This window comes from Arthrobacter sp. 2MCAF15, assembly GCF_052115605.1.
Classification (GTDB): Bacteria; Actinomycetota; Actinomycetes; order Actinomycetales; family Micrococcaceae; genus Arthrobacter.
Genome location: NZ_JBFRGZ010000016.1, coordinates 21,948 through 47,855 on the forward strand (window position 1 = coordinate 21,948; position 25,908 = coordinate 47,855).

The following is a 25,908-nucleotide window of genomic DNA, read 5'->3' on the forward strand; positions in this document are numbered from 1 at the left end:
AAGGACCGTCTTACGGGCGCTCGGTCGTCTCGTTGGCCGGAGCCCGCCCGGTTGATCTGGTGAAGACCAATCCCTCGCGGCACGGAGTTCGTCCAGTCGGGTCCGAGAGGCACCTGACGCGTCGGGTCGAAATGAACTCGACAGAGCAGGTCCCGGGATGGGGTGACCATCCAGACCGTGTAATAGTTGTGAGGGATCTGCAGAGCGCCCACGACGCCACGACACCCGCGGCCATCGAGGCCGCCGAGACTGTGGTGAAGGAACGCCTGTACCTGATCGGCAAAGACGGCATCAAGGGACCCAGCATCGACCGGTTGCGCGAAGAAACCACGGCGAACTTCACCGGCGCAGGCGAGGACCACTTCCAGGACGCTTCGTTCGTGGACGCCGCGAAGGACTGGCACGAAGCGAAACTCCTTGCCGAGGGCGGATTCACCGGCTCCCGGGAGCAGCCGCTGGAACAGCGCAACGAACGCACCGAAGCGGAACTCTTCGCCCGCATCGAAGCCATGGGACGCGAACTCGAACACCGGGTTACCGGCGACGACGGCAAACGCCTGCAAAACCAGGGCCGGAAGGCCGAAACCAGCTCAGCCGCAGAATACGGTTCCGCTGATCATCGCCAGGCGTTCGCCGCGTCCCTCGCCGGAACCGCCAGCGAGGAACGCGTCAAGGGACGCTCGCCGCTGCACGCAGCGAGGGCACGCACCCCAGCGCCGCACTCGTCACCGGCAAGACGCCAGCGAAGGCTCGGAAGACAAGCACGGGCGCGGCACTCGGGGCCCGGAAAACCAGAAACGGTCCCAGCCGCTAAGGAGCTGCTCCACGTGGAGATGCCGATCCGAGGCAAACGGGCTCGATAGGATCGAACGCATGACTGACGCGCGCGACCTCGCACTCCCCACCAGCTACACCGATCTCCTCGGCGAGCTCAAGGACCGGGTCAGGGCCGCACGCACCAAGGCACTGCGGACGGTCAACACCCAGCTGATCGAGCTGTACTGGTCCATCGGAAGAACGATTCTGGAACGCCAGGACATCGAAGGCTGGGGGAGCGGGGTCATGGGTCGGCTGGCTGATGACCTGCGGACAGAGTTCCCGGACATGAAGGGCCTCTCCCGCCGCAACCTCTTCTACATGCGCGGGTTTGCCGCAGCCTGGCCGGAACCAATTGTGCAACAGCCTGTTGCACAATTGCCGTGGGGCCACATCACGGTCCTGCTGGACAAGGCCGCGACCCCAGAACACCGTGCCTGGTACGCCTCGGCCGCAGTTGAGTATGGCTGGTCCCGAAACGTGCTCCTGAACATGATGATGAACAGGTCCATGGAACGGACCGGGGCAGCCCCCTCGAACTTTGTGCAACAGCTTGTTGCACCGGATTCAGAACTGGCCCAGCAACTGGCCAAGGATCCCTACAACTTCGAATTCCTCGGCCTCTCCGGAGAAGTCGCCGAACGCGACCTTGAAAATGCCCTGACCAGCAGAATCACCGAAACCCTGCGAGAACTCGGTCCTGGATTCGCCTTCGTCGGCCGCCAAGTGCACTTCGACGTCGACGGGGATGACTTCTACGTGGACATGCTATTTTTCAACATTGACCAGTCCAGATACGTGGTTATCGAACTGAAGACTGGCAAGTTCCAGCCCGAATACGCCGGCAAACTGAACTTCTACGTTGCCCTCGTCGACGACACGCTCCGCCGCGACCACCATAACGAAACCATCGGCATCCTCATCTGCGGCACAAAGAACGACCGCAGCGTCCGGTACAGCCTGGGACGCTCCACCTCACCCATGGCCGTCGCCGCCTACACCTACGACAAACTTCCCCCGGCCGAACAACAGGCGCTCCCCGACGAGGGACACCTCGTAGCGGCTCTGGAATGGGCAGAACCAGGCTCCAACACCAAAGACGGCCAATAATCCGCCCACATTGGGACACTCACACCCACCACGGCGTGCACGTTCTGTAGGCGCCGGTCTAATTGTCCAAAGGGCTTTGGACTATTCCCGATGTTGCTTTGGCGGAGTCAAGTCTGGGGCCAGACGGCCAGGGCCGGTATGCCGAAGCGAGGTGGTAGGTAGCAGGTGAGTTTGGGTGAATTTGGCTCGACGGGTGATTTGGTGAACACCGTACCTGATAGCAGATGAAGGAGCCGTGGGGGAGTAAGGTTCTGGACCGGCTGGCACGCGACCTCCGCACGGAGTTTCCCCACATGAAGGGATTCTCCAGAAGCAATCTTTACAACATGCGCGCGTTCGCTGCGGCATGGAACGGCCCGGACTCAATTGTCCAGACACCGTCTGGACAATTGAGCCGGAACCACAACTTCGCGCTCCTGACCAAGCTGGACGACCACGAGCAGCGTCAATGGTACGCATCACGAGCCATCCAGCATGGTTGGTCGGTGGCCGTACTGGAACACCACATCCTCACCCGCCTCGGTGCGGCCCCGAACAACCTCGAGGCCAGGCTGCCCGGGGAGGGCACTGACCTGGCGCGGGAGGTTGCCAAGGACCCTCTGGTGCTGGACTTCCTGGGGCTGACCGAAGACGCCACGTGCCATGGAGGAGGCCATGACGCTGCGTCTTGCCCAGACGCTGGCCGAGTTCGGGGCCGGGTTCGCTTTCGTGGGCCGGCAGTATCACCTTGATGTCGATGGAGATGACTTCTTCGTTGACCTCCTGCTTCACCACGTACCTTCCGACCGTTACGTTGTTGTGGAACTGAAAACCGGCAAGTTCAAACCCGAGCATCTGGGGCAGCTGAACTTCTACGTCGCAGCCGTCAACGACATGCTTCGGCTGCCCAGACAGGCCCTGACGGTCGGGATCCTGATGTGTGACGGTCGGGATCCTGATGTGCTGATCCAGGAACGACCGCACTGTGCGCTATGCCCTCGATGGTTCCGCGCAACCCCTGACCGTCGCGACCTGCACATACGAGGCACTTCCGGTCGATGAGCAGGCTACCCTGCCGTCCCCGGCGGCCATCACCGCAGCACTCGAGCACGACCCGGTGAGTCCTCTCGACGCATGAAGAATTAAGAGACCGGCCACGCATGCGAGATCAAATTTCTGCGCATCGGACGCAGCCTGCAGGCCCGAAATCGCTCGTCGTCTCTCGTACGGCCTATCTGAAACGAAGCCATTTCCGGGGCGGCAGGTGCAACGGGTTGTCTTACGGTGACCGCCTTGGCGCAGATCAATAACAGTGCGGGCAATATCAGCCCTTGCCGGAATGACCAGATTCAGTCGCGGCCTTGTGCATTCAGTTTTCGGTCTTCGTCGACCTAGGATGGGACGTCAGCTGGAGCTAGCCAGCGCCTTCCTCTAGATGGATGGAATCGATGTCATCGCCTGCCGGCCTTCCCGGATATCCCACCCCGACGCCGTTGGTCCGCCTTAGTCAGGTCCTCTCCCTGGTGGGCGGCGGGATGGTGGAGCTACATTCCGGCCATGGGGGCGCTGCGAGTTCTGTGCACGGTGTGACGGTCCTTGACCTCTTGGATCCGGAGTACCCATCAGGGCACATTGTCCTCGCTGTCGGGGTGGATCCATTGACTCCCGAGGCTGTCAGGATTGTCCGGGCGGCCGGGGAAGCGGGGGTGGCCGCCGTTGTGTTTCGAAAGCAGCCTGGCGGCCTTCCCCCGGAGCTGTCCGACGCTGCCTCCGCCGCGGGAATCGCTGTCTTGTTGCGAACGCCGTGGGTGGGCTGGGCCCAATTTGTAGGGGCGCTGCGGGCATGTCTGGCAGGGGCGAACGTCCCCTTGGAGCCAGCGGTATCCGGAATCGCTCTCGGCAATTTGGAGGCCCTGGCGGATGCTATCAGTGCCCAGGTCGGCGGCGCCGTCACGATTGAAGATGTGCAATCGCGCGTACTTGCTTACTCTTCCAGCGAAGACGCGGTGGATGACATCCGAAAATTGACGATTCTGGGGCGCCGTGTCCCGCAATGGCGAATAAGCGCGATGGAGGAGAGCGGCTTTTTCCGTGCTTTGTGGGCTTCGGGCGATGTTGTCCACCGGAGCGCCAGCGACGATGAGCCAGAGCGGTTTGCGATCGCGGTCAAGGCCGGTACGGAGATCCTGGGCTCTATCTGGGTGGCGACATCAGGGACGCCAGGGCACGACATGGTCGAAGTTCTGCGGAATTGTGCCGCGGCCGCCGTCTCCCATCTGTTGTTTTATCGTTCTCTCCACAGTGGCCTTGCCCTGCAGGTGGACACCGCTGCACGGGACCTTCTTAAAGGCCATGGTTCAGCTGATCTACTGGCCGAGCGTGCCGGCCTGTCCGCAGCCCTCCCGGCGATCGTCTTGGTAATCCGTTCTGATGACCCCCGGCGTATGGATATTAATCCACGGGTGCCTGAATTGGTCACTCTCAAGAGCAGCCTGCAGGGCGGCCGGCCTGTGGTTGTGCCGCGGGAAGGCAGCCTCTGGGTTATTCTGACGGGTTTCCGAACCCCGGAGGAAGCCCAGGCAAGGGCACGAACAGTCGCGGAATCTCTGGTTGAACCCCTGGACAGCATGCTGCCTGGACGTACTTGGATCAGCGTGGGCACAGCTGTGTCTTCACTTCACGGGGTGCGGGATTCCTTGCGCTCAGCCGAACTGGCGTTGCGGGCTCTGAAATTCTCACCGGCGGCTGGGACCGTGGGGAGCGCCCCGGACCTGGGGAATGAGATGGCACTTGTGCAGCTCGGGGATTCGCTGGCGGGTGCGGACTTCTCACGGCCGACCCCGGTGGACAGGCTGGTAAATCATGACGGCGAACGCGGTGACACCGCCTTGGTGGATACGCTCCGGGCCTACTTGGATGCCTTCGGGAACATTCCGAAGGCTGCAAGACAACTCGGCTACCACCCTAATAGCTTCCGTTACCGGCTGCGGAAGATGGAAGAAATAAGTGGCATCAAGCTGGAGGATCCCGATGCGCGTCTCTTGGCCCAGATCCAGCTTCGGCTACTTCCAGGCGTCGGCGACGGCCAGCGGAACGGCTAAGCAACCCGCGTCCCAGGTTCGCATCCTGATGTTTACACGAATTCGCCCTGCCCAATTTGTGTCGCGCCACCAAAAGCCTTTCATGAACCTACACCTTGGCACTGCCGCGTCTATTTAGGACCGAAACTCTGAACGGGCACACGAAGACCTGACCATGCGGCGCACGTTACGTTTCTCTTGGTTGAACAAAATCGAAGTTCGAGAGAGGCGTATTGTGAAGAATCTAGAGGCGGCCGGGCGACGGGAGCTCATCCTGAAGGCTGCTGTCACACAAGGGCTGCTGCATCCTGAGGAAGCGCTCGTTGCCGCTTTCATCGATCTGGATGGAGTGCGGGAGAACGTAGCGGCGCTCCACCGCGAATTCTCTGCCAACTCCCGGGTGCTGCACGCGTTCGCCGCCAAAGCCAACTGCTTGGTCCCGGTACTGGCTGCGCTCAACGGCCTCGGCATGGGCTGCGAAGTGGCCAGTGAAGGCGAACTCGCACAGGCACTTGCCGCCGGGTTTTCTCCGGACCGGATCGTCTTCGATTCACCCGCCAAAACCGGGCGTGAACTGCGGCAGTCGCTCTTGCTGGGCGTCGCGATAAATGCGGACAACTTCCAGGAAATCGAGCGGATCTCCGAGCTACTGTCCACCTCACCCTCGCTTTCCAAGATCGGAATCCGTATCAACCCGCAGGTGGGTGTTGGCGGTATCGAAGCCATGAGCACGGCCGGTGCGACATCGAAATTCGGAGTTGCGCTAGCCGACGAGGGCAGCCGGGCGCGTCTGTTCGAGGCATACCGAGAGTATCCCTGGCTAACTCGTGTCCATGCTCATGTCGGCTCCCAGGGATGCCCTCTGGCACTTATCGCCGACGGCATCTCGCGGGTTGTGGATTTCGCCGATGAGGTCAACCGCAGACTCGGTCGGCAGCAAATCACTGCAATCGATATCGGCGGCGGCCTGCCTGTCGACTTCGAAAGCGACTCCCTGGAATCCGGCTTCGGCCCGTATGTCCAGGAACTGAAAAGGGCGGTACCTGCTCTTTTCAACGGCCAGTACGAAATCGTTACCGAATTCGGTCGAACCATCCTGGCGAAATTTGGGTTCATAGCAGCGCACGTCGAATACACCAAAGTCTCCGGCGGTCGCCGGATTGCCATCACCCACGCCGGAGCACAGGTAGCCACCCGTACTGTATTCATGCCCGAGGCATGGCCGATCCGGATCGGCGCGCACGATGGCCTAGGACGGACAAAACAGGGCACGCCGGTGGCTCAGGACGTCGCCGGACCCTGCTGCTTCGCCGGTGATCTGATCGCTCGGAACAGGCTACTACCACCGCTGGAACAGGGTGACATCATCACCCTGCTGGATACCGGCGCTTACTACTTCTCTACACCGTTCAATTACAACTCGCTGCTCGACCCAGGCGTTTACGGGGCGAACATCGACGCTGAAGGAAGCGTCCGGTTCACTACTCTGCGACGTCCCCAGAACATTTCAGAACTGCTTGAACGGACAGGGCTCGATGATCTCCCGGAGGCGCTGACATTGGCTTTGACCGCAGCCGCAAGCAGTACGCTACCTTGAACAAGACCGCGACACGGTAGGCCGGGAGCCAGGCCTGGCGGCCCGAGGAAGCAACCCTTTTAACGTCGTCGTCGGCACGGTCGAACAAGGCGTGAAGCACCTGCTGGGTGAACGTGTGCCAGCCCGGCGAGGATCCCGTCGCCTGGGCGTGGACGACGGTGTTCCAGCAGAAGCAGCTCTGGGCAGGACGGGCTTCGAAGTATTCACGGTTCCAGCAGTAATCCGAGGAAGCGACGTCGTCGAAGAAGTGTGTAGTTGATCTTCTAGTTCTATTGCCCTGTAAACGCGGACATAGTGACCAGGGTGTGGCCACCCAGCCGGAGCAATGTCAGTTGCGGTAGAGCAAAAGGGCTTCTCCCTGGCCACCCCCGCCGCACAACGCGACCGCCGCGCGGCCAGAGCCCCTGGATTTCAGTTCGTGAGCAGCGTGGAGTGCCAGGCGGGCGCCCGATGCTCCGATGGGGTGCCCAAGAGCAATAGCGCCTCCGTGGATGTTGCAGCGCGCCAAGGGGATCCCCAGATCGCTCAGCGACTGGACTGCTACAGCGCCGAAGGCCTCATTGATTTCAACGAAATCCAGGTCCTCGGCGGTCCATCCGGCCCGGCGCAGCGCCGCGGAGATCGCATTGGCCGGTTGGGAATGCAGTGAGTTGTCCGGGCCGGCAACCTGGCCAGGCGCGCCGATGACAGAGATAATATCCAGTTCCAGTCGCTCTGCGGTTTCACGGGTGGTGAGGATCAAGGCTGCCGCGCCGTCCGAAAGCGGTGAGGAGTTTCCCGCCGTAATGGTTCCGTCCGCGACGAAGGCCGGTCGAAGCCGGGCCAATGTGTCCATGCTGGTGTCAGGCCGGACGTTTTCGTCGTGGTTGACCACTATTGGCATGCCGTTGCGGCGGTTCACGGTTAAGGGAACAATTTCGTCATTGAAGATGCCTTCCTCTGCTGCCTGCGCGGCACGTCGATGCGACTCGGCAGCAACTTCGTCCTGCTGGATGCGAAGGATGCCGTGGGAAATATTGCCACGTTCAGTCAAAGCTCCCATCGACTCCTTGTCGTGAGCGTCGGTGAGGCCATCATTTTCTACGGAATCGATGAGGTCAGTTCTGCCGTACGTCCAGCCCTGCCGGGATCCGGGCACCAGGTGTGGTCCCTGGCTCATTGATTCCTGTCCGCCAGCGACGACGAAGCAAGCATCTCCGGCCCGGATGAGACGGGCGGCGTCGATGACGGCGGCGAGCCCGGAGAGACAGACTTTGTTGATGGTCACTGCCGGCACGTCCCAACCAATCCCGGCCATGATCGCGGTTTGCTTGGCGGGGTTCTGTCCGGCCCCGGCCTGGACGACCTGGCCCATGATGACGGCATCGATGAGGTCGGGGGCGACTCCGGATTTCTTTAGGGCTCCGGCCACTGCCGCCGCGCCCAGTTCCACCGCGGAGAGCCCGGACAGCTGGCCGTTAAGGCGGCCATGCGGGGTGCGTGCACCGCCGACCATAACGACGTCGTCCGGCTTTCGGCCGGTGTTGGAAGCGACCGATGTCGTTCGCATTGTCATGTCCATCCTGTTGTTGGAGTTACGGGTGGTGAATGTCGCTTATCTCTGGGACATTCGAAGGGCACCGTCCATGCGTATGGTTTCCCCGTTGAGGTAGTCGTGATCGATGATGGCCAGGACAAGTTGGGCAAATTCGTCCGGGCGTGCCAGTCGTTTGGGGAACGGTATACCGGCAGCGAGTCCCTCCCGGAATTCTTCGCTGATGTCGGCCAACATGGGAGTTTCCACCACGCCGGGGGCAATGGAGTTCACTCGAATGCCGTATTGGGCAAGGTCCCTGGCTGCAGGGAGCGTCATGCCGACGACGCCGGCCTTGGATGATGCGTACGCGATCTGCCCAACCTGGCCTTCAAAAGCGGCGATGGAGGCAGTGTTGATGATGACCCCACGCTGACCGTTCTCGTCCGGTTCGGTTTTTGCGATTGCTGCTGCCGATGCGGCGAGGACGTTGAACGATCCCACGAGGTTGATTTCGATGACTTTCGCGAACACACCGAGGTCGTGGACCGCGCCCTTGCTGAGCACGCGCGCTGAGGGCAGGATGCCCGCACAGTTGACCACGGTGCGTAGCGGCAAGGAGGCAGAGGCCACGGCGACGGCCTGGAACACATCCTCTGCACTGGTAATGTCAGCCACCCGGTATGTGACGCCTTCGATTCTTTCAGCACGGTCGATGGACGGGCCGAGGTCCATGGCTAGAACCTTTGCTCCTTGTTTTGCCAGCGCGCGGGCCGTTGCCGCGCCCAGGCCTGATGCTCCTCCGGTGACTATTGCGGATGTATCTTCTAGCTTCAACGCAACTCCTGGTTCTTAAGGGCTCATGTGTGGTTGTGACTCAGGCCGGACGGCCTTGCGGCGTTGGAACTGCGCGGCATCGCCGTCTCCGGAGGAAATTGAACGCCTAGGAGAACGCCGAGAGTCCGGTAACCGCCCGCCCCACAACCAGCGTGTTGACCTGCTGGCTTCCTTCGTAGGAGTAGATGGCTTCGGCGTCGGCGAAGATTTTGGCCATTTCAAAATCCGTACTGATGCCGTTTCCACCCAGAATGGAGCGGCCCAGTGCCACTGACTCGCGCATCCTCTCCGTGCAGGCCGCTTTCGCCAAGGCAGCGTGGGTCATTTCAAGCCGTTCTGACTCCTGTAGCCTGGCGAGTTGGATCATCGTGGAAAGTGACATCATCGCGTTGCCCAGTATCCGGACCAGCTGGTCTTGGATGAGCTGGAACGATGCGATCGGCCGGCCGAATTGCTTCCTCCTGAGCGCATACGCGCGGGCAACGTCGAAGGTTGCGAGTTGCTGGCCAACTGCCTGCCAACTCACCCAGACCCTCGATTTCAGCAGCAGAGCGTTGGTGTCCCGGAAAGTTTTGGTTCCCGGCAGCCAGTTCGCCGCCGGGATCCTGACGCTATTCAACGTGATGTTGGCGTTTTGCACGATGCGGACCGAAATTTTGTTGACAATCGCTTCGGCGTGGAATCCCTCGCGCCCCTTCTCAACAATGAAGCCCTTGATCTGGCCGTCGTTTGTGTCGCGGGCCCAGATGAGGATGTAGTCCGCGAACGTTCCATTGCCGATCCACCGTTTGGATCCATTGAGGACCCACTCGTCGCCATCTCGGGTGGCCGTTGTTTCCATCGCCCTGGAAATGTCCGAGCCGTGGAGTGGTTCGGTCAACCCAAAGGCACCAATCTTCTTCAAGGAAAGCAGATCAGGTAGGAGTGTTTTCCGCTGGGCGTCGGAACCGAGCTGCTCGACGGCCTCGGCAAAAAGTTCGTGGTGGACGCCAAAAAAGGTGGAGATGGAAGTATCTGCCCGGGTGAGTTCCATCTGAATCAGACCGGCCAGCAAGGGGCGTGTATTCGCCTGCGTGGTGATGTCTTGGGCTGCCAGTTTTGGCAGAATCGAAAATGGAAATTCAGCCCGGTTCCAATAGTCTGTGGCGATGGGACGGATTTCCTTTTGAAAGAACGCGCGGGCCGCTGCCAAGCGCTCCCGTTCCGATTCGGTCAATAGGTCATTGAGGAAGAGCAGATCGGCGTCCGGATAGGGTGTTGCATCGGCCATACTGTCGGCCGCATTGATGGATGTCTCGTCTTCAATGAGAGGCATGGACATTTTGTTCCGTTCCTTGGTAGCTGGTCGCATGGCAGTGCTTGGGTCAGAGAATTGCGAGGCCGGGCTCGCGCAGAAGTGCTGCAGTGTCAGCCAAAAGCTGCGAGCCTTGCTGTCCGTCCATTACCCGGTGGTCAAAGGACAGAGCGAGCTGCATGACGGATCGCGCCTCGATCCGTTCACCCTTTTCGTCATCTACGACCCAGGGCATTCGACGGACGGCGCCGACGGCGAGAATCGCGGCTTCCCCCGGGTTGAGGATCGGTGTTCCGGAGTCAATGCCGAAGATACCGATGTTAGTGACCGTGATGGTGCCATTTGCCATCGCTGAAACCTCCGTCTTTCCCTCCCGGGCGGTTGCCGCAAGGCTGCCGATTGCCGTTGCAAGCTCAACGAGTGGCATCCGCTGTGCACTCTTGATGTTGGGCACCACAAGCCCTCGGGGTGTTGCCGCGGCTATTCCAAGGTTGACCTCGCGCAACTGAACTATTTCCTGTGTTTCTTCTTCCCACCGGGAATTTGCTTGCGGGGTCCGTTCCACGGCTTTGAGGAAGGCTCGGCATACGAAGGCTAGGGGGCTGAGCTTGATGTCCTTGAATTCTCGAAGTCTGCCCACTTCCGCGCGCAGGGCCATCATGCGGGAGACATCCACCGTGACGAACTCAGTGACGTGGGGTGCCGTGAATGCGGATGCCACCATGGCCGCCGCCGTGTGCTTGCGGACTCCTTTGATCGGGATGCGGATGTCGCCTTCCGTTTCCGGACCGAGGTTTGCCTGCGGCTTGGGTTGGCCGGACGCCTCAGTAGCAACGGCGGACGCCCTCAGTACATCCTGGCGCGTCACCACACCGTTAAGGCCAGTGGGCGTAACACCGGGCAGGTTCACGCCCAAGTCCTTGGCGAGCTTTCGCACCGGCGGTGTTGCCTTCGCCGGTTCGGGTCGCGCCGACGATGTGGCGGCCGGGGCCGGAGAATTAGCCGGGGCTGATCTGCGGCGCCGGCGCTGGGTGCGGAGTTCCCGGGCTCCATAGCCAACCAGGAGTTTCGGTTCGTCTTCGCCCGCGGACTCGGCACGCACCTTGGCAGGCGCCTCAACCGCAGTGTCGGAACGAAGCGTTTGTTCGGTCGCGATGCTGATGATTGAACGGCCCACGTCAACGGTTTCCCCTTGGTCTGCATGAAGGGCCGTCACTGCTCCGGCGAAAGGGCTCGGGAGTTCCACGATGGATTTGGCGGTCTCGATTTCCACGATGGCCTGGTTGACTTCGACAACGTCGCCGGGCTGTACCAGCCAGTTGACGATTTCTGCCTCAGTGAGGCCTTCCCCCACATCCGGCAGGGCGAACTCTTTGATGGTCATGGTCTTTCCCTTCCTTTAGTAGGTGAAGCTGCGGTCAACGGCATCGAGGATGCGATCCAGCCCGGGAAGCCAGTCCTCCTCGAGGCGACTGGGCGGGTACGGCGTGTCGTATCCGGTCACGCGGATTACCGGAGCCTGAAGGTAGTGGAACGCCTCGTCCTGCACCCGGGAGGCGATCTCGGCCCCGAGGCCAGCTGTCCTGGAGGCTTCATGGGCGACAACAAGTCGGCCGGTACGTTGCACCGACGCGAGGATGGTGACGTCGTCGATCGGTGATAGTGATCGCAGGTCGATGACTTCAATGCTTCGCCCCTCTTGGGCGCACGCATCTGCAACTTTGAGTGCTACAGGCATCAACGCACCGTACGTGACGAGCGTCAGGTCATCTCCGTGCCTGGCAATAACTGCCCGGTCCAGCCGATCCGGTGTGCGGTTCTGGTCAACATCGCCCTTGAGCCAATATGAGCGCTTTGGTTCGAGGAAGACGACCGGGTCATCGCTACGGATGGCGAGCCGGATCATGTCGTAGGCTTGCTGTGCAGACGACGGACTAACGACCCTAAGGCCGGCGGTATGTGCGAAGTATGCCTCCGGCGACTCGGAATGGTGCTCGATCGCGCCGATGCCTCCGCCAACGGGTATGCGGATGACAACAGGGACTTTGATCCGGCCTTCCGACCTGTGCCGGTACTTTGCCAACTGCGTGATGATCTGGTTCATTGCAGGAAAGACAAAACCATCAAACTGGATCTCGCACACCGGCCGGTATCCGGCCATGGCGAGACCGATTGCGCCGCCGACAATGCCTGCCTCTCCCAGCGGGGAATCAACTACGCGAAGGTCGCCAAAGCTCTTTTGCAGCCCGTCGGTCACACGGAATACCCCGCCGAGTTGTCCGATGTCCTCGCCCACGAGGACAACCTTGTCATCGGCTTCCATCGCGTGGCGCAGGCCAAGATTCAGCGCGTGTGCGATGGGCATTCGGGTTACGGTTTCGGTCATTCGCCGGCCTCCACAAATTCGATGTGCTCGGTCATTTGCTTCTCCAGTTCGGCGGGAAGGTCAACGAAGGTGTTACGGAACGAGGAGTCAGGTCGCGGATCAGGTAGCGATCTGCATCCTGTGCGCAAACGCTCTGCCAGCACCTGTTCCTCTTTGGCGAGCTCATCCACGAAAGCCTCGTCAATCCGGCCTGACGCCTCCAGATAGCGTCGAACGCGATCGATGGGATCGAGCGCTTCCCACTCGTCATTCTCCGCCCCTGTGCGGTAGCGTCCGTCGTCGTCAGAGGTCGTGTGCGGGTTACGGCGGTAAGTAAGGGCCTCAATGAGTGTCGGGCCGTTGCCGCTTCGAGCTACCGCAAGGGCCTTGCGGGTGGCGGCCAGGCAGGCGAGGACGTCGTTCCCGTCCACGCGGACGCCCCTGAAACCGAACCCTTCGGCGCGCTGTGCGACGGGCACACGGCTTTGTACAGAGTAGGGAGCGGAGATCGCCCATTGGTTGTTCTGGCAAAAGAATACGACCGGCAGGTTTTGCGCTGCTGCCCAAACGAACGCTTCGTTGGTCTCTCCCTCGCTCAGCGCACCGTCGCCGAGGAAGACCAGCACGGCACGGTCTCGCGCCGGATCGCCGGTTCCCACGTCGCCGTCCCGGACGATGCCCATGGCATATCCAACGGCATGCAGTGTTTGCGCGCCGATAACGAGGGTGTAGAGGTTGAAGTTGTTGGCGGCCGGATCCCACCCGCCCAAGGTTGTGCCTCGAAAGAGCCCTAGAAGGTTGACGGGATCCACACCGCGGCACCAAGCAACGCCGTGCTCGCGGTAGGTGGGGAATGCAACATCTCTCGGACCCATGGCACGGGCTGCACCCACCTGGGCTGCCTCCTGTCCGAGCAGAGACGGCCAGAGACCGAGTTCCCCCTGACGCTGGAGTGCAATGGCTTCGGTGTCAACGCGCCGGCTCATGACCATATCTCGGTAAAGGCTGGGGACGTCAACGCTAAGAGGATCAATCGGCAAGGCTTCGTTGGCACGGAACGTTCCGTCCTGCCACAACATGGAAATCGGCTCAGTTGTCATGATCGACCTCCCGTCCGAACGCCGTCCGTTGTCCCGTAGAGGTTGTCGATCGACGTCGTCCGCATGGCGCCTCCCAAAGAGTTTCTTTTGTTGATGAATTGGTAACTGATTTGATTTCCTAACCTTGAGGGAGCCTCTTAATATGGTCAACTTATTGGTAAACAACTAGACATTCTGTTCACAACGATAGGAATATTGGGAGATGCAAGTTCACGAAATGACCACCATCGACCGGCTGGACTCAGAGCTTCTCAAAAGGCTCGATGGCAATGCCCGTGCCGGAGTGGCTGAGCTTGCGGCGCAACTCGGCATCTCACGGAATACTGTTCTGGCGAGACTGAACCGCCTGGAAAACGCCGGCGTCCTAAAAGGATTTCGGCCCGTAATAGAACTGGAGGCGGCAGGCATTGCTGTTCAGGCATTCGTTGGTCTGGAGCTCGATCAGCGACTGCTCGAGCAAGTGGTTGACGCTCTCAGGCAGGTTCCCGAGGTTCTCGAGGTCATAATCCAGGCTGGACGCGAGGACCTCTTGGTCAGGGTTGCGGCAGTGACTCTCTCGGCACTACAGGAGGCCGTCGGACGTATGATCAGCATCCCCGGTGTGCGCCATACCAACACCAACCTGACAGTCTCAACCCCGTTGCCCTACAGGGTCCAGCCGTTACTCGACCATCTAACCCAGGAGTCCGGCTGGGGCAGGTCGACTCCGCTTCCTAAATAAGCCAACCGTGTGGCGAGCATTTGCTAGAGGATTTGTTAGACCCGTTCCCGCTCTTTGACGGCGGCAGATTTGAATAGAAGTTCATTTCGGCTTCCACGGGCGGGGTATATCCGAGTTCCAGTAGAGCCGACGGTAGTTACACCAGTTGATGTACTCGGCCACAGCTGCCTCGAGGGGAACTTTGCTGGGGGAATCGGTGTCCCGGCCCTTGACGGCCTCGGTGCCGTCGATGGCGGCGCGCACGCCCGCAGCGAACACGCTCTGGTCGAGATGATCGCGACGAGGACGGCACTGGTCACCGCCCTCGTCGAGGAATTGCGTGGATCGAACCCAGCTAGCGCCTGTTGATGACCGCCATCTTGCTGCGCATAGCGCTGGCGGCCAGTTCATAGTTGACATTGATCAGTCCGAGCACCTCGGACACGGTCTGCACCCGGCGTCGAACGGTGCGATCGCCTATGCGCTCGACACCGGGCACACCAAGAGCGAACTCAGCGGCCAACGGCGTCGGCATATCGACCTCCAACACGAGCTCTCCGGGAAGTTCGGGACGAGGCAGTGATGCTGCTCCACGGACTGTTTCAGCCGCGGCGGCACGGATCAGCTCTCGTGCGACGCTCGGTGCGATTGAATCGGTCGCGGACCAGCCATGGGCGACCTTCACTTGAACTGTCTTGGCGTCAGGCATAACGGATTCCACGAGCTCGCAGATAATGTCATCACCGGTGACGAGTCCTACAGGAACGCCTAACGAGGCGGCGTAGAGCGCATTGACTTCCGCTTCCGAGACGGGACGCCCGCCGAGACGAACCTCCGTGAAATGGCTCGAAAACGTGTGGGCCAGAACGCCCGGTGCCCCCGCTGGTGCGTGGTAGCCCAGAAAGAGCGCGATATCGCAATCTGCCGTGAGCCCTTCAGCCATGCACTGGGCTTTGGGCGATCCGAAGACCAGGCGTGCACGCGGATCCAACTGCTCATGAATAAGGTTGTCCATGGTGCCGTGTGAGTCGTTAACGACGACGACAGTGGCGCCGCCGTCGTACGCTCCCTCAATGGCGGCATTGGTCTCGGCCGTCATGAGCTCCTGGGCGCGCGGATAGCCGAAGCCGCCACGCACCACCTGATCCAATGTGGCGATCCCAGCAATACCTTCCATGTCTACGGATATATAGACCTTCATTTGTCATCAAACCTCTCTGCTTGGCTCTCACGAAGGTAGTCGACCGCAAGTCTGGCGACGGTGCCAATGACACGATCGGCGTCGGGGTTGCGCAGATCCTCGGTGGGCTCCCGCAGGAAGACCCCGACGGCGAAGCGTCCGCCATCGGGGAATTCGACGACGCCGACCTCGCTGCGGGCGAAGATAAGAGTTCCGGTTTTGCCTGAGACCTTGACATCGGAGCTTGGGAAACCTGAGGTCAGACGGTGCGGCCAGGCCTGCTGGCCCATGATGCGACGCACTTCGGCACTCGCCTCCTCGCCGATGACTTCGTCCCGCCAGATCGCGGCGAGCATGGTGGTCATTTCTCGTGGCGTGGTGCAATCGGTGAGTTCGGGATTGGCCGCGCGGATGCTGCGCAACTGTTCCCGTTGCTGAGCCGAGAGAGGGCTGACGGCAGCGGCAGCTGCGAGCACTTCCATTGGCATACCGAGGTCCTTATCCATTGTCGCGAACAGGCCGGCGCAGTCGGTCAAAACAGTCGTGTGCTCAAGCCCGAACCGTTTGATGGTTTCGTTGATTGCGTCGTAGCCAAGAAGGTCCACTATGACGTCCGTCGCCCGGTTGTCGCTCACCGACATCATCAAGAACGATAGATCGCGCAGGGACAGCTCGACGTCATCAAGCATGGCCGAAAGCCCTGTGCCACCAATAGTGCGCCGGTCATCCGAGGCAAGGCTGATCCGGTCTGTGGGTGTGCGCTGTCCTGTGGTGTATTGGCGGCAGAGTTCCACGAGGACGAGAACCTTGAAGACACTGGCTGTGATCACGGGGTTGTCCGCATCAAGGCCAATTTCGATGCCGGTGTCTATATCGATGGCGTGCACGGATCCGCGCACACCCGCTTCGTTGAGTTGGGCCGCGAGGGCGTCGCGTACGGAGGCGAGATCTGGATGCGTAGGTGTCACTGGTCCAGTATCGTCGTGGGAAAAGGTGAATTGTTCGTATGGCGGACCAAATTCAYGGTTGCCCGGCTGTACATTTGATCAGAAGTGGGAGGACATTGATGTCCCAGGAAACCTCAAGCCGTGCGCCGGAGTCATCGTTGGGCCGCATTGTTGAACGGCTCGGCTCAACACTTTTGTCGCTGGAAGCCGGCACGCTCGATGCCAGCCGGCTCGTGCGATCTGTGGTGCTTTACGACCCGTTGGACCGTCCAGCGCTGACGCCGGGTGCGTTGGTGCTCGGCTTGGGTATTTCGGGTTCTGATCAAACGGTAGAACAGGTCCGACTGCTCGCTGCCGATGGAGCCGTCGCTCTGGTGCTACGGGAGCCAATTCCGGTAGGCCCCGAGGTGGCACAGGCCGTGGCGGAAACTGGACTGGTGCTTTTTAGCCTGGTCCGGGGGGCGTCCTGGATCCAGGTCGCCACGATGTTGACCTCCGCTTTGAGCATCGACTCCTCGAATCACGTGGCCCCCGGGTCAGAAACGAGTATCGGTTCTGACCTCTTTGAACTGGCCAACGCCCTGGCTGCGCTACTCCAGTCGCCGGTGACGATCGAGGATCTCTCTTCACGCGTCATCGCCTTTTCCGCCGATCAGGCGGGGACGGATGAGCCGCGTCGACGGACCATCCTGGGACTTCACGTCCCGGAGGCCCTCAACGACGCGCAGCGGAAGAACGGTGCGTTCAGGCGCATTTACACCTCGGAACGCCCGGTCTTCGTCGAGAAGCCGGAACCAGAGGCGCTTCCACGTGTTGCGATGCGTGTGAAGGCGGGCGAGGAACTGCTTGGCTCGATCTGGGCAGTTGTTCACGAACCACTCACCGAACAGCGTGAGCAGGGGATGGTTGAAGCTGCCAGAGTGGTCGCCCTGACGATGCTCCGCGCGCGCGTCAGTTCGGACTCCTCGACGCGCCTTCGGTTGGGTCTGGTGAGCATGCTCCTTGACGGCGGCACACGAGCACGGGAGGGGGCGAACCAGCTCAATTTCTCCAAGTCTGCAGCGTGTGTGATCGCAATTGGCGCGCGGAGCGAGCACGACGATGCCGTGCGCACGGAATCCGAGGCTCAGCGCGTCGCCAGCGCGTTGAACATGTACCTCCAACCCATCTATCCGCGTGCCGTTGCGTCTCTGCTTGGACGCATCATCTACGCCGTCGTTCCTCTGCGGGAGACGAAGCGGAGCGCCCAGGATGAGGCAGTCCAGATTGCCCACGCGTTCATCGCCCGCATGGATACGCCGAGCACACTCTTTGCGGGGATAGGTTCGGTGGTTTCTGAAGTATCCGAGCTCAACCGCTCGCGCACCGAGGCGGATGCCGCGCTCCGGGTGTTGCGCGGTAGGGAGACTTCGCAATTGCGCGTAGCAACGATCGCAAATGTTTACGGGGCGGCGCTGATGCTGCGGCTCTCGGACTTGCTTGCCGCGGACCAGATGTCCGTCAGCGGTCCGCTGGAGGCGCTTGGTAAGTACGACGTCGAACACAACACAGAGCTGATCTCGACTCTGCGCAGCTGGCTGGACCATTTTGGTGACGTCAGTGCCGCCGCAGAGGCCATCCACGTTCACAAGAATACGTTCCGGTACCGCCTTGGCAGATTGGCGGAAATTGGCGGGATAGATATGCAGGATCCAGAGGTGAGATTCGGCCTCATGTTGGAGCTGCGACTGTTCCCCTAACTGCCCTTGGGTCCAAGGTACCAATTGGATCCCTACATTTGGCCGTTCGAACGATGATCGAGGCGCATGTAGGGGCGAGTGTTAATCAAAGCACCCGCGATGATGCGGGCCAGCCGGCTTACAACACTCGACCCCCCAAGGTGGACAGCCATGAAAGTTCGTTCAAACTCCGCGATACCGCTCGCCGTCGTGAGTACGTTTGTTCTCGCCGCGTGCAGCGGCCCCGCAACGCCAGTCAGCTCAGCCCCGGAGTATGCCAAAGACGGCACGCTAACCGTTGCCCTGGACGAGGATCCAGGTGACCTCAACCCGGCCAGTTCCAACCTGGTCGCTGCGCAAGTCGTTGCCTCCTACACTTACGACACCCTCCTCTTCGCTGATCCGTCAACGGGTGCACTCAAGCCATATTTGGCCACGAATTGGACGGAGACCCCCGCCAAAGTCACCTTCACCCTCAAAGACGGGGTGACGTGCGCTGACGGAACACCGTTCACCGCGCAGACCGCAGCGGACAACTTCGCCTGGATCGTGAACCCCGCCAACGGGTCTCCGCTGAAGGACTCAGTCATCCCAGCGGATGCGAAGGCGACAGCAGTAGGAAATGTACTGACAGTCGAGACACCCGAAGCTTCTCCTTTTCTGCTGCAAACCATTGGTAGTACGGCCCTGGTGTGTTCAGCGGGGCTGAAAGATCCCAAGAGCGTCGCGGCGGCCAGTAACGGTACCGGTCTCTTTGTGATCAAGGAAGTAGTTCCCAACGACCACATCACGCTTGCACGCCGCGAAGGCTATAACTGGGGCCCCGAAGGTACCGTGACCTCGGAAACACTTGGTGTGCCCAAAACAGTCGTCATCAAGATTGTGAACAATGCCAGCACTGCTGCCAACCTTCTATTGTCCAAGGGCATCAACATTGCCGACGTTTCAGGGCCCGATGAGGCGCGTGTGGAAGCAGCTAAGCTTCCCTCGAAGCCGACCACCCGCCTCGCAGGCGAGATTACCTTCAACCATTACCCCGGGCTTCCCACCGAGGACCCCGAGGTACGCAAGGCGCTGACAGCAGCCATCGATCTGGACACCTACACCAAAATCATCACCGATGGAAAAGGTAAGCGTGCTACCTCGCTAATGGCCGTAGAGCCGAAGCGATGCTCCTACGACAGCATCCAGGGAACGTTGCCGGCCTTCGATGTCAGCAATGCGCAATCCACACTCACTGCTGCCGGATGGACCAAGAATTCCTCAGGTATCTTGGAAAAGAACGGCAAACCGCTGACGCTCTCGCTCTACTACATCAACGACTCAGATCTTGGCAATGCCGCAGCTGAGTACTTGGCCGCACAGTGGAAGTCGCTCGGGGTCCAAGTCAAACTCCTCGGTGGTGACCAGAACTTTGTCGTCACCAATAGTTTCTCGGCCCAGGACCCGAGTAAGTGGGACGTTAATACGATCACCCTCAATAGCGATACGCCCAGTATCTTCCCGGCCTATCTGACGGGCCCAACCTCGCCCGAGGGCACTAACTACGCCTCCGTCAAGAATGCCAAGTACGAGGATCTAGTAGGTAAAGCCCGGCTAGAATCGGGCACATCTGCCTGTGAGCTGTGGAAGCAATCCGAGCAGGCCCTGTTTTCCCAGGCTGACCTGATCCCGATTGCGATTGATACACACAACGTCTACTTCAATGGCGCTGAATCGATCTACCCTTCCGGAAACGCAATAGTTCCCGGTTCGGCCTATCGGGTGCTTCGGTGACGGACAATGACTGAGCAACAGGTTCTCCCTTCAATAGGGGCACCGAACGGAAGCAGTCCGCACTCGGCGAAAGCGATATGGGGTGGCCGGTGGGCAACATTTCTTGCCCGCAGGCTCTCCCGGCTCGGAGTCTCGATCATTGTTCTTGTGACCGTGGCGTTCTTGAGCATCCGGGCGATTCCGGGTGATCCGGTGCGGATCGCCCTGGGTATCCGCGCATCCCAAGCGGTTGTTGATGAGCGACGGGCAGCACTCGGGCTCGACCTGCCCCTCTGGGAGCAGTACATCCGCTTCTGGCAGGGACTATTCACCGGAAATCTTGGAGAGTCCTTTAGCCTGCAGATGCCCGTGACAACAGTGCTTGCACAGCGGCTTCCGGCAACACTGGAACTCGCCGTTCTCGCCTTGGTCGTCATGCTGGCGTTTGCGATTCCCGTTGGTCTGGTGACCGCCGCGTTGACGCGCGGCGGTCGCCGGCGGGGCCTTGAACTTGGCTACACGACCGTGAGCGGCTTTATCGCCGTCATTCCAGAGTTCTTGATCGGTGTCGGGCTCATCTACGTGTTCGCCGTACAGTTTCACTTGCTCCCTGTGGCCGGGCGGAGCGGACCGGAATCCTATATTTTGCCGGTTCTTGCGCTATCCCTTGGCGGCATTGCCGGCATCTCGCGAATTGTGCGTGCGGAGGCCCTCTCCGTGCTCGACCAGGACTATATTCGCACCGCCCGTGCCAAGAGGATGTCCAGCTGGCGAATTTACATGCGCCACGCGCTCCCTAACCTGCTTACCTCCTCCCTGACCATCGGCGGGCTCGTACTTGGCGGCCTGATCGCCGGAACGGTACTTGTGGAGACGATTTTCTCGTGGCCCGGGTTGGGCATGACGATTGTCGCCTCGATCATGCACAAAGACTTCCCCCTGGCCCAAGGTGTCATCATCGTCTACGGACTGTTCGTTTTGCTCGTGACGCTTGTTGTTGACATTGTGCTAGTGCTGCTTGACCCGCGTTCCGCATTGGGGGAGAACTAATGGCTTCCTTCCCAGCGCACCCGGCATCGGGTCAGCGACAGGCACAACGATTTGCAGCCGTCATGCGCTCGCCACTTGGCATTGCAACAGTTGTAGGCGTTGTCATAATGGTATTCGGCGTGGTTTTCGGCCCAATAATATGGGGCGCACAGGCGACTGTTACCGATTTCAAACAGCTCTCAGCCCAGCCCAGCCCGGACCATCTCTTCGGCACGGATGCTGGCGGACGTGATGTTCTGGCCCGGGTGCTCACGGCAGCCCGACTCTCGGTCGGAATGGCGCTCGGGGCGACTGCCCTCGGCGTCTCAGGCGGAGTCCTAATTGGGTTCCTGCCTGTCGTATTGCCGCGCAAGACAGCCAGGCTTGTCGTCAGCGCCACGGGCATCGCGATCGCCTTCCCGGCCCTTCTGATGATCATGCTGTTCTCCATAGTTGTGGGTACCGGGGCCCAAGGCGCCATGCTGGCCATCGGCTTCGCCATGATGCCCGCCTTTGGACGATTGACTCAAACTATGAGTTCTTCGGTCGCCGGCCGTGATTTTGTGCTTGCGGCTCGAGTCCTCGGCGTCTCAAAGGTCCGGATTCTGCTCCGGCACATCCTCCCCAATGTGCGTGAACCGCTCATCGTCAACGCAAGCCTGTCCGCTGGCGCCGCGCTCGTCGCCTTCTCCGGTCTGTCATTCCTCGGACTGGGCGTCCAGGCACCCGACTTTGACTGGGGCCGGCTCCTCAATGAGGGGCTAGGCAAGATTTATGTCAATCCGGCCACGGCTCTGGCTCCTGCCGGGGCGGTCATCTTTGCTGGCGTGGTCTTCACGTTGCTCGGGGAAACTCTTTCACGCGGTTTCGGGATCGAACCAATCCTGGGAAAGCGACCACGGGCGCTGCCAAGAATCGCACGCACCGAGTCTGAAGTTGTGCCAGATGGGGCCGATGACACTGTGCTTCGCGTGCGTGGCCTGCGGGTGGCGGTCCCGGCCGGATCCGATTGGACGCACCCTGTGAACGATGTGAGTTTCGATATTCGTCGCGGCGAAATCGTCGGCCTCGTGGGTGAGTCAGGATCGGGTAAGTCCCTGACGTGTCTGGCCGTGGCCGCGTTGTTGGAAGAACCGCTGGACGTTTCGGCAGATAGCGTGCATTTCGATGGGTCGGAACTCATTCAGAACGGAAAGTTGCCCAGCCGTATCCGCTCTGCCGTGTCGCGGAAACATCTGGGGACGAGGTTGGCGCTTGTCTTCCAGGACCCGTCAACATCGCTTAACCCGGCCTTGCACGTCGGCACGCAGATTGCTGAGATTGGTGGTCTTCACGGGGGGCTAAGCGCCAAGGCGGCACAGGAACTGGCGGTCGACCGACTTCGCGAGGTTCGGATACCTGACCCGGAACGGCGCGCCAAACAATACCCCTATGAGTTCTCCGGCGGTATGCGCCAACGGGCCATGATCGCCATGGGGTTGATGGGGCGCCCCGTCTTGATCATCGCCGATGAACCAACCACGGCCCTGGATGTGACGGTGCAGCGCGGAGTTCTCGGCCTCTTGAAAGCGGTGAACACCGAGGAGAACGCGGCGATCCTGCTCGTTTCCCATGACATCGCGGTCGTCACCGGGCTGTGTACACGTGCCTTGGTCATGTACCGGGGATCAATCGTGGAAGACGTCGGCGTGGACGATCTGGTGGCTGGCCGGGCCAAACACCCATACACCCGGGCACTCCTCGACGCCGTGCCGAGCATGAAAGCCCAGAAGGGGGAGCCATTCGCCACGATTCCGGAGGGCACGGTCTTCCCGGCAGCGCTGATGGAGGAAGTCGTATGAGCACACTTGAATTCCGGAACCTGTGGGTCCGGTTTGGTAGCGGACGGTCCGCGTTCGACGCTGTACGCGGCATCGACTTGATCGTCCCCTCGGGGAAGATCGTCGGACTCGTCGGCGAGTCAGGTTCGGGGAAATCGACCATTGCCAGAACCGCTGTCGGCTTGAGCGAACCCCACCACGGCAGTATTCTGCTCGACGGCGTTGACGTGGCCCACGCCAAAGGGAGCACCGGGCGAGTGCGGCAGCGCATCCAGATGGTCTTCCAGGACCCCTATTCCTGTCTTGACCCGAGGATGTCGATTGGTTCCTCGATCAAGGAGGCGCTCGACGTCACCGAACGGCGGAAACGTCGCGAGCCGGGCACCTACCCGTCGACGAGTCGGGCGGCCCGGAACGCCCGCATTGGCGAGCTTTTGACGATGGTGGAACTTGACTCGACAATGGCGCACTCCTTCCCGGGAACCCTCTCCGGCGGCCAGCGCCAGCGCGTGGCCTTGGCCAGGGCACTCGCCGCCGAACCGGATGTCCTGCTAGCGGATGAGATCACCTCGGCCCTTGACGTGTCCGTCCAGGGAACCGTACTGAATCTACTGCTTGATCTTCAGCAACATCTGTCACTCACGGTGCTCTTCATCAGCCACAACCTCGCCGTTGTGAGCCGTGTGTGCGACGAAATCGCCGTCATGAACCGCGGCGAAATCGTCGAACGCGGACCGGCGGCCCAAGTCATTGAACACCCCAAAGATTCATACACCCAGGAATTAGTCAGGGCGATACCGCAAATTGGTGTCCCGCTCTTCGGTAAAGAGGAGATTGAACAATGACACGTCCACTGACCATTGACGATCTACGCCAAATTGTTGTGTCGAGTGAGACCGCAATACCACCGGACACCGAGCTGGTTTTCTGCGCCCTATCGAGCATCCAGGCTGGAGCCCGCACAGTGAATTGTGGATCACGGCATCCTGGACGACGCCCCGTCCACTCAGCCGGGGTCGGTTACCGGGACTTTCAGCGAAGGAGCAAGAGTTGAGCGCCGCGGCGATGATCGAGGCCAACGCCGCCGAACTTGCCAAGGTCTATTCAAAGGATAGCAACGTCGAGATTCGGGAGCTGCATACTTCACCAGAGATGGTTACAGCCGCCAAACTCCTTGCCGACGTGTGGGGGCTGGAGCCAAATAGGACCCATGTGAAACCCGACATGATGGTCGCCCTGGCTCACGCAGGAAACTACGTGGTTGGTGCGTTTGACGGCGAGCAGATGGTGGCCGCATGCATCGGCTTCTTCTACGCCCCCAAGGATCTGGCACTGCACTCGCACATTGCCGGTGTCCTCGGGGACCGTGCCGGGAGCGGAATCGGAAAGGCGCTCAAGTACCATCAGCGCGCCTGGTGCCTGCGTCGGGGGATCGAGACCATGACGTGGACGTTCGATCCCCTGGTGGCACGGAACGCCTTCTTCAATCTGGAAAGGCTCGGAGCGCGTTCAGCGCAGTACCTGCCAAACTTCTACGGTGAGATGACCGACGAACTCAATCGCGGCCACGCCAGTGACCGTCTCTTGCTCCATTGGGATCTGCGTGGCTCCACTGCCGCACGACCCAGCCTCGAGGGAACTTTGCCACCGGCAGTGCTAAGCCGCGGCGAGGACGGCCCAGTGCTCGAATCTACGATCGATCACCGGGCACGGGCCTGCCGAATCGAGATCCCCTCCGATGTGGAAATTCTGCGTCTCAACAACCCCAACGCGGCCGAGCAGTGGCGGCTCGCTGTCAGAGCTGCATTCGTCCCGCTGCTAGCCGACGGCTGGCAAATCGCCGGCTTCGACCGCAGCGGTTTCTATCATATGGAAAGGACCTGAACATGCGGATTCTCAACGTTGAGCTGATCACGGTACGCCTACCTCTCGTCGCCCCGTTCACCACGTCCTTTAGTACCCAAACTGAGCGCACGCCGCTGCTGATTAAACTCACCGCTGAGGTCGAGGGCTCAGAAGTAGTGGGCTGGGGGGAATGCGTTGCGCTTCAGGACCCGCTGTATTCCGAGGAATACCTTGACGGCGCCCGTGACGTGCTGCGCCGCTACCTGATCCCGCTGTTGTATCTATGGCAAGACGCGGGCAACACCCTCACGGCTGAGATGGTGGGGCATGCCCTTCGGCACATTGTGGGCCACAGGATGGCGAAGGCAGCCCTGGAGATGGCGGTGCTTGACGTCCAGCTTCGGGCAAGCGAAAAATCGTTTGCCAGCTACTTCGGGGCCACCACGGCTTCCGTTCCCTCAGGAGTGTCCGTTGGCATCGCGGATTCCATCGACAGCCTGCTCGGAACCGTCGGTAACTTTGTCGACCAGGGATACGTGCGCATCAAGCTCAAGATCAAGCCAGGCTGGGATATAGAACCTGTGCGGGCAGTGCGGGAGCGTTTTGGCGACATTCCCTTGCAGGTAGACGCCAACGCCGCCTACACGCTGCTGGATGCGCCGTTGCTGCGCCAGTTGGATGCGTTTGATCTCCTGTTGATTGAGCAGCCGCTGGGTGAGGACGACCTGCGCCAGCATGCGGTGCTGGCCAGGACGATGAGGACTCCGATGTGCTTGGATGAATCGATAGTCTCGGCGACAGCCGCAGCGGATGCGATCGCACTGGGCGCGGCCGCAGTGATCAACGTCAAACCCGGCCGAGTCGGCGGCTATCTCGAAGCCAGGCGCATCCACGACATCGCCTCAGCGAACGGCGTCGCGGTCTGGTGCGGTGGAATGTTGGAGACGGGACTGGGTCGAGCCGCGAACGCAGCGCTGGCCGGAATGCCGGGCTTCACGCTTCCGGGGGACATTTCAGCCTCTGACCGCTTTTACCGGCTCGATATTACCGAACCGTTCGTACTCGACGCCGGCCGCATCGCCATCCCGAGCGGACCCGGCTTAGGCGTGGCCCCGCTCCCCGAGATACTCAAGAAAGTACGCGTCCACTCGGAGACCGTTGCCCCCTGACGCAATTCGCAGACCGTGTCGTCCCATGCCGACAGTCGACGTGTTCCAGCCTGC

At 60.8% G+C, this 25,908-nt stretch carries 23 protein-coding genes and 1 pseudogene; 14 read left to right on the forward strand and 10 right to left on the reverse strand.

All coding sequences use genetic code 11. The annotated features are described in order from the left end of the window. Positions 1-188: 188 nt before the first annotated feature. From AB4089_RS17030 to AB4089_RS17040, 3 genes and pseudogenes are all read left to right on the forward strand, one after another. Positions 189-863: a hypothetical protein gene (locus tag AB4089_RS17030; protein WP_441410455.1), complete on the forward strand. Its 675-nt coding sequence runs from the start codon at positions 189-191 to the stop codon at positions 861-863. 10 nt (positions 864-873) lie between these two features. Next, positions 874-1,926 (forward strand): PDDEXK nuclease domain-containing protein, encoded by a 1,053-nt coding sequence (locus tag AB4089_RS17035; protein ID WP_441410456.1) that lies wholly within the window; start codon positions 874-876, stop codon positions 1,924-1,926. 224 nt (positions 1,927-2,150) lie between these two features. Then, positions 2,151-2,381, forward strand: a pseudogene (locus AB4089_RS17040) (DUF1016 N-terminal domain-containing protein); the annotation flags it as partial. 3 nt (positions 2,382-2,384) lie between these two features. Here AB4089_RS17040 and AB4089_RS17045 read toward each other — a convergent pair. Then, positions 2,385-2,582 (reverse strand): hypothetical protein, encoded by a 198-nt coding sequence (locus AB4089_RS17045; protein ID WP_441410534.1) that lies wholly within the window; start codon positions 2,580-2,582, stop codon positions 2,385-2,387. Here AB4089_RS17045 and AB4089_RS17050 point away from each other — a divergent pair. The 3 genes from AB4089_RS17050 (at position 2,581) to AB4089_RS17060 (ending at position 6,582) form a co-directional block, all read left to right on the forward strand. Next, the gene (locus AB4089_RS17050; RefSeq protein ID WP_441410457.1) at positions 2,581-2,967 is read left to right on the forward strand and encodes a PDDEXK nuclease domain-containing protein; all 387 of its coding nucleotides are present in this window, start codon (positions 2,581-2,583) and stop codon (positions 2,965-2,967) included. The two genes, AB4089_RS17045 and AB4089_RS17050, sit on opposite strands and share 2 nt — an antisense overlap. Positions 2,968-3,773: 806 nt before the next feature. Further along, positions 3,774-5,006: a PucR family transcriptional regulator gene (locus AB4089_RS17055; RefSeq protein WP_441410458.1), complete on the forward strand. Its 1,233-nt coding sequence runs from the start codon at positions 3,774-3,776 to the stop codon at positions 5,004-5,006. 181 nt (positions 5,007-5,187) lie between these two features. Continuing rightward, entirely contained in the window at positions 5,188-6,582 is a 1,395-nt protein-coding gene (locus AB4089_RS17060; RefSeq protein ID WP_441410459.1) for a diaminopimelate decarboxylase, read from the forward strand. A 328-nt stretch (positions 6,583-6,910) separates the two neighbouring features. Here the strand turns inward: AB4089_RS17060 and AB4089_RS17065 are convergent, their stop codons facing one another. From AB4089_RS17065 to AB4089_RS17090, 6 genes are all read right to left on the reverse strand, one after another. Next, entirely contained in the window at positions 6,911-8,131 is a 1,221-nt protein-coding gene (locus tag AB4089_RS17065) for an acetyl-CoA C-acetyltransferase (protein WP_441410460.1), read from the reverse strand. A gap of 45 nt (positions 8,132-8,176) precedes the next feature. Next, a complete protein-coding gene (locus AB4089_RS17070; RefSeq protein WP_441410461.1) occupies positions 8,177-8,932 on the reverse strand; it encodes an SDR family NAD(P)-dependent oxidoreductase in 756 nt (251 codons plus the stop codon). Positions 8,933-9,038: 106 nt separating this feature from the next. Continuing rightward, the gene (locus AB4089_RS17075) at positions 9,039-10,247 is read right to left on the reverse strand and encodes an acyl-CoA dehydrogenase family protein (protein WP_441410462.1); all 1,209 of its coding nucleotides are present in this window, start codon (positions 10,245-10,247) and stop codon (positions 9,039-9,041) included. 49 nt (positions 10,248-10,296) lie between these two features. Then, positions 10,297-11,610 (reverse strand): dihydrolipoamide acetyltransferase family protein, encoded by a 1,314-nt coding sequence (locus AB4089_RS17080; protein WP_441410463.1) that lies wholly within the window; start codon positions 11,608-11,610, stop codon positions 10,297-10,299. Positions 11,611-11,625: 15 nt separating this feature from the next. Continuing rightward, positions 11,626-12,612, reverse strand: coding sequence for an alpha-ketoacid dehydrogenase subunit beta (locus AB4089_RS17085; RefSeq protein WP_441410464.1), 987 nt, complete (start codon positions 12,610-12,612; stop codon positions 11,626-11,628). Next, the gene (locus AB4089_RS17090; protein WP_441410465.1) at positions 12,609-13,691 is read right to left on the reverse strand and encodes a thiamine pyrophosphate-dependent dehydrogenase E1 component subunit alpha; all 1,083 of its coding nucleotides are present in this window, start codon (positions 13,689-13,691) and stop codon (positions 12,609-12,611) included. The genes AB4089_RS17085 and AB4089_RS17090 overlap by 4 nt, the downstream gene beginning before the upstream one ends. Positions 13,692-13,908: 217 nt before the next feature. Between AB4089_RS17090 and AB4089_RS17095 the strand changes: the two genes are divergently transcribed. Beyond that, positions 13,909-14,412, forward strand: a complete 504-nt coding sequence (locus AB4089_RS17095; protein WP_441410466.1) for an Lrp/AsnC family transcriptional regulator — start codon at positions 13,909-13,911, stop codon at positions 14,410-14,412. Between the two features lie 81 nt (positions 14,413-14,493). On the opposite strand, the gene AB4089_RS17100 is transcribed toward AB4089_RS17095, so the two are convergent. The 3 genes from AB4089_RS17100 to AB4089_RS17110 form a co-directional block, all read right to left on the reverse strand. Beyond that, entirely contained in the window at positions 14,494-14,655 is a 162-nt protein-coding gene (locus AB4089_RS17100; RefSeq protein ID WP_441410467.1) for a hypothetical protein, read from the reverse strand. A gap of 91 nt (positions 14,656-14,746) precedes the next feature. Further along, complete coding sequence (locus AB4089_RS17105; protein WP_441410468.1) at positions 14,747-15,592, reverse strand: M55 family metallopeptidase; 846 nt, start codon at positions 15,590-15,592, stop codon at positions 14,747-14,749. Beyond that, positions 15,589-16,539, reverse strand: coding sequence for a serine hydrolase (locus tag AB4089_RS17110; protein ID WP_441410469.1), 951 nt, complete (start codon positions 16,537-16,539; stop codon positions 15,589-15,591). The genes AB4089_RS17105 and AB4089_RS17110 overlap by 4 nt, the downstream gene beginning before the upstream one ends. A 98-nt stretch (positions 16,540-16,637) precedes the next feature. On the opposite strand from AB4089_RS17110, the gene AB4089_RS17115 reads away from it, so the two are divergent. The 7 genes from AB4089_RS17115 to menC all read left to right on the forward strand — a co-directional run bounded on the left by AB4089_RS17115 (position 16,638) and on the right by menC (position 25,854). Continuing rightward, on the forward strand, positions 16,638-18,257 hold the full coding sequence (locus AB4089_RS17115) for a PucR family transcriptional regulator (protein ID WP_441410470.1): 1,620 nt from the start codon (positions 16,638-16,640) through the stop codon (positions 18,255-18,257). A gap of 150 nt (positions 18,258-18,407) precedes the next feature. Next, positions 18,408-20,012: an ABC transporter substrate-binding protein gene (locus AB4089_RS17120; RefSeq protein ID WP_441410471.1), complete on the forward strand. Its 1,605-nt coding sequence runs from the start codon at positions 18,408-18,410 to the stop codon at positions 20,010-20,012. A 6-nt stretch (positions 20,013-20,018) separates the two neighbouring features. After that, complete coding sequence (locus AB4089_RS17125; protein ID WP_441410472.1) at positions 20,019-21,041, forward strand: ABC transporter permease; 1,023 nt, start codon at positions 20,019-20,021, stop codon at positions 21,039-21,041. Between the two features lie 107 nt (positions 21,042-21,148). Then, a complete protein-coding gene (locus AB4089_RS17130) occupies positions 21,149-22,861 on the forward strand; it encodes a dipeptide/oligopeptide/nickel ABC transporter permease/ATP-binding protein (protein WP_441410473.1) in 1,713 nt (570 codons plus the stop codon). Next, positions 22,858-23,685, forward strand: a complete 828-nt coding sequence (locus tag AB4089_RS17135) for an ABC transporter ATP-binding protein (RefSeq protein WP_441410474.1) — start codon at positions 22,858-22,860, stop codon at positions 23,683-23,685. The genes AB4089_RS17130 and AB4089_RS17135 overlap by 4 nt, the downstream gene beginning before the upstream one ends. A 205-nt stretch (positions 23,686-23,890) precedes the next feature. Continuing rightward, positions 23,891-24,724 carry a hypothetical protein gene (locus AB4089_RS17140; RefSeq protein ID WP_441410475.1) on the forward strand — a complete coding sequence of 278 codons (834 nt, stop codon included), beginning with the start codon at positions 23,891-23,893 and terminating at the stop codon, positions 24,722-24,724. Positions 24,725-24,726: 2 nt separating this feature from the next. Continuing rightward, positions 24,727-25,854 (forward strand): o-succinylbenzoate synthase, encoded by a 1,128-nt coding sequence (gene menC, locus AB4089_RS17145; RefSeq protein ID WP_441410476.1) that lies wholly within the window; start codon positions 24,727-24,729, stop codon positions 25,852-25,854. The last annotated feature ends 54 nt before the right edge of the window (positions 25,855-25,908 follow it).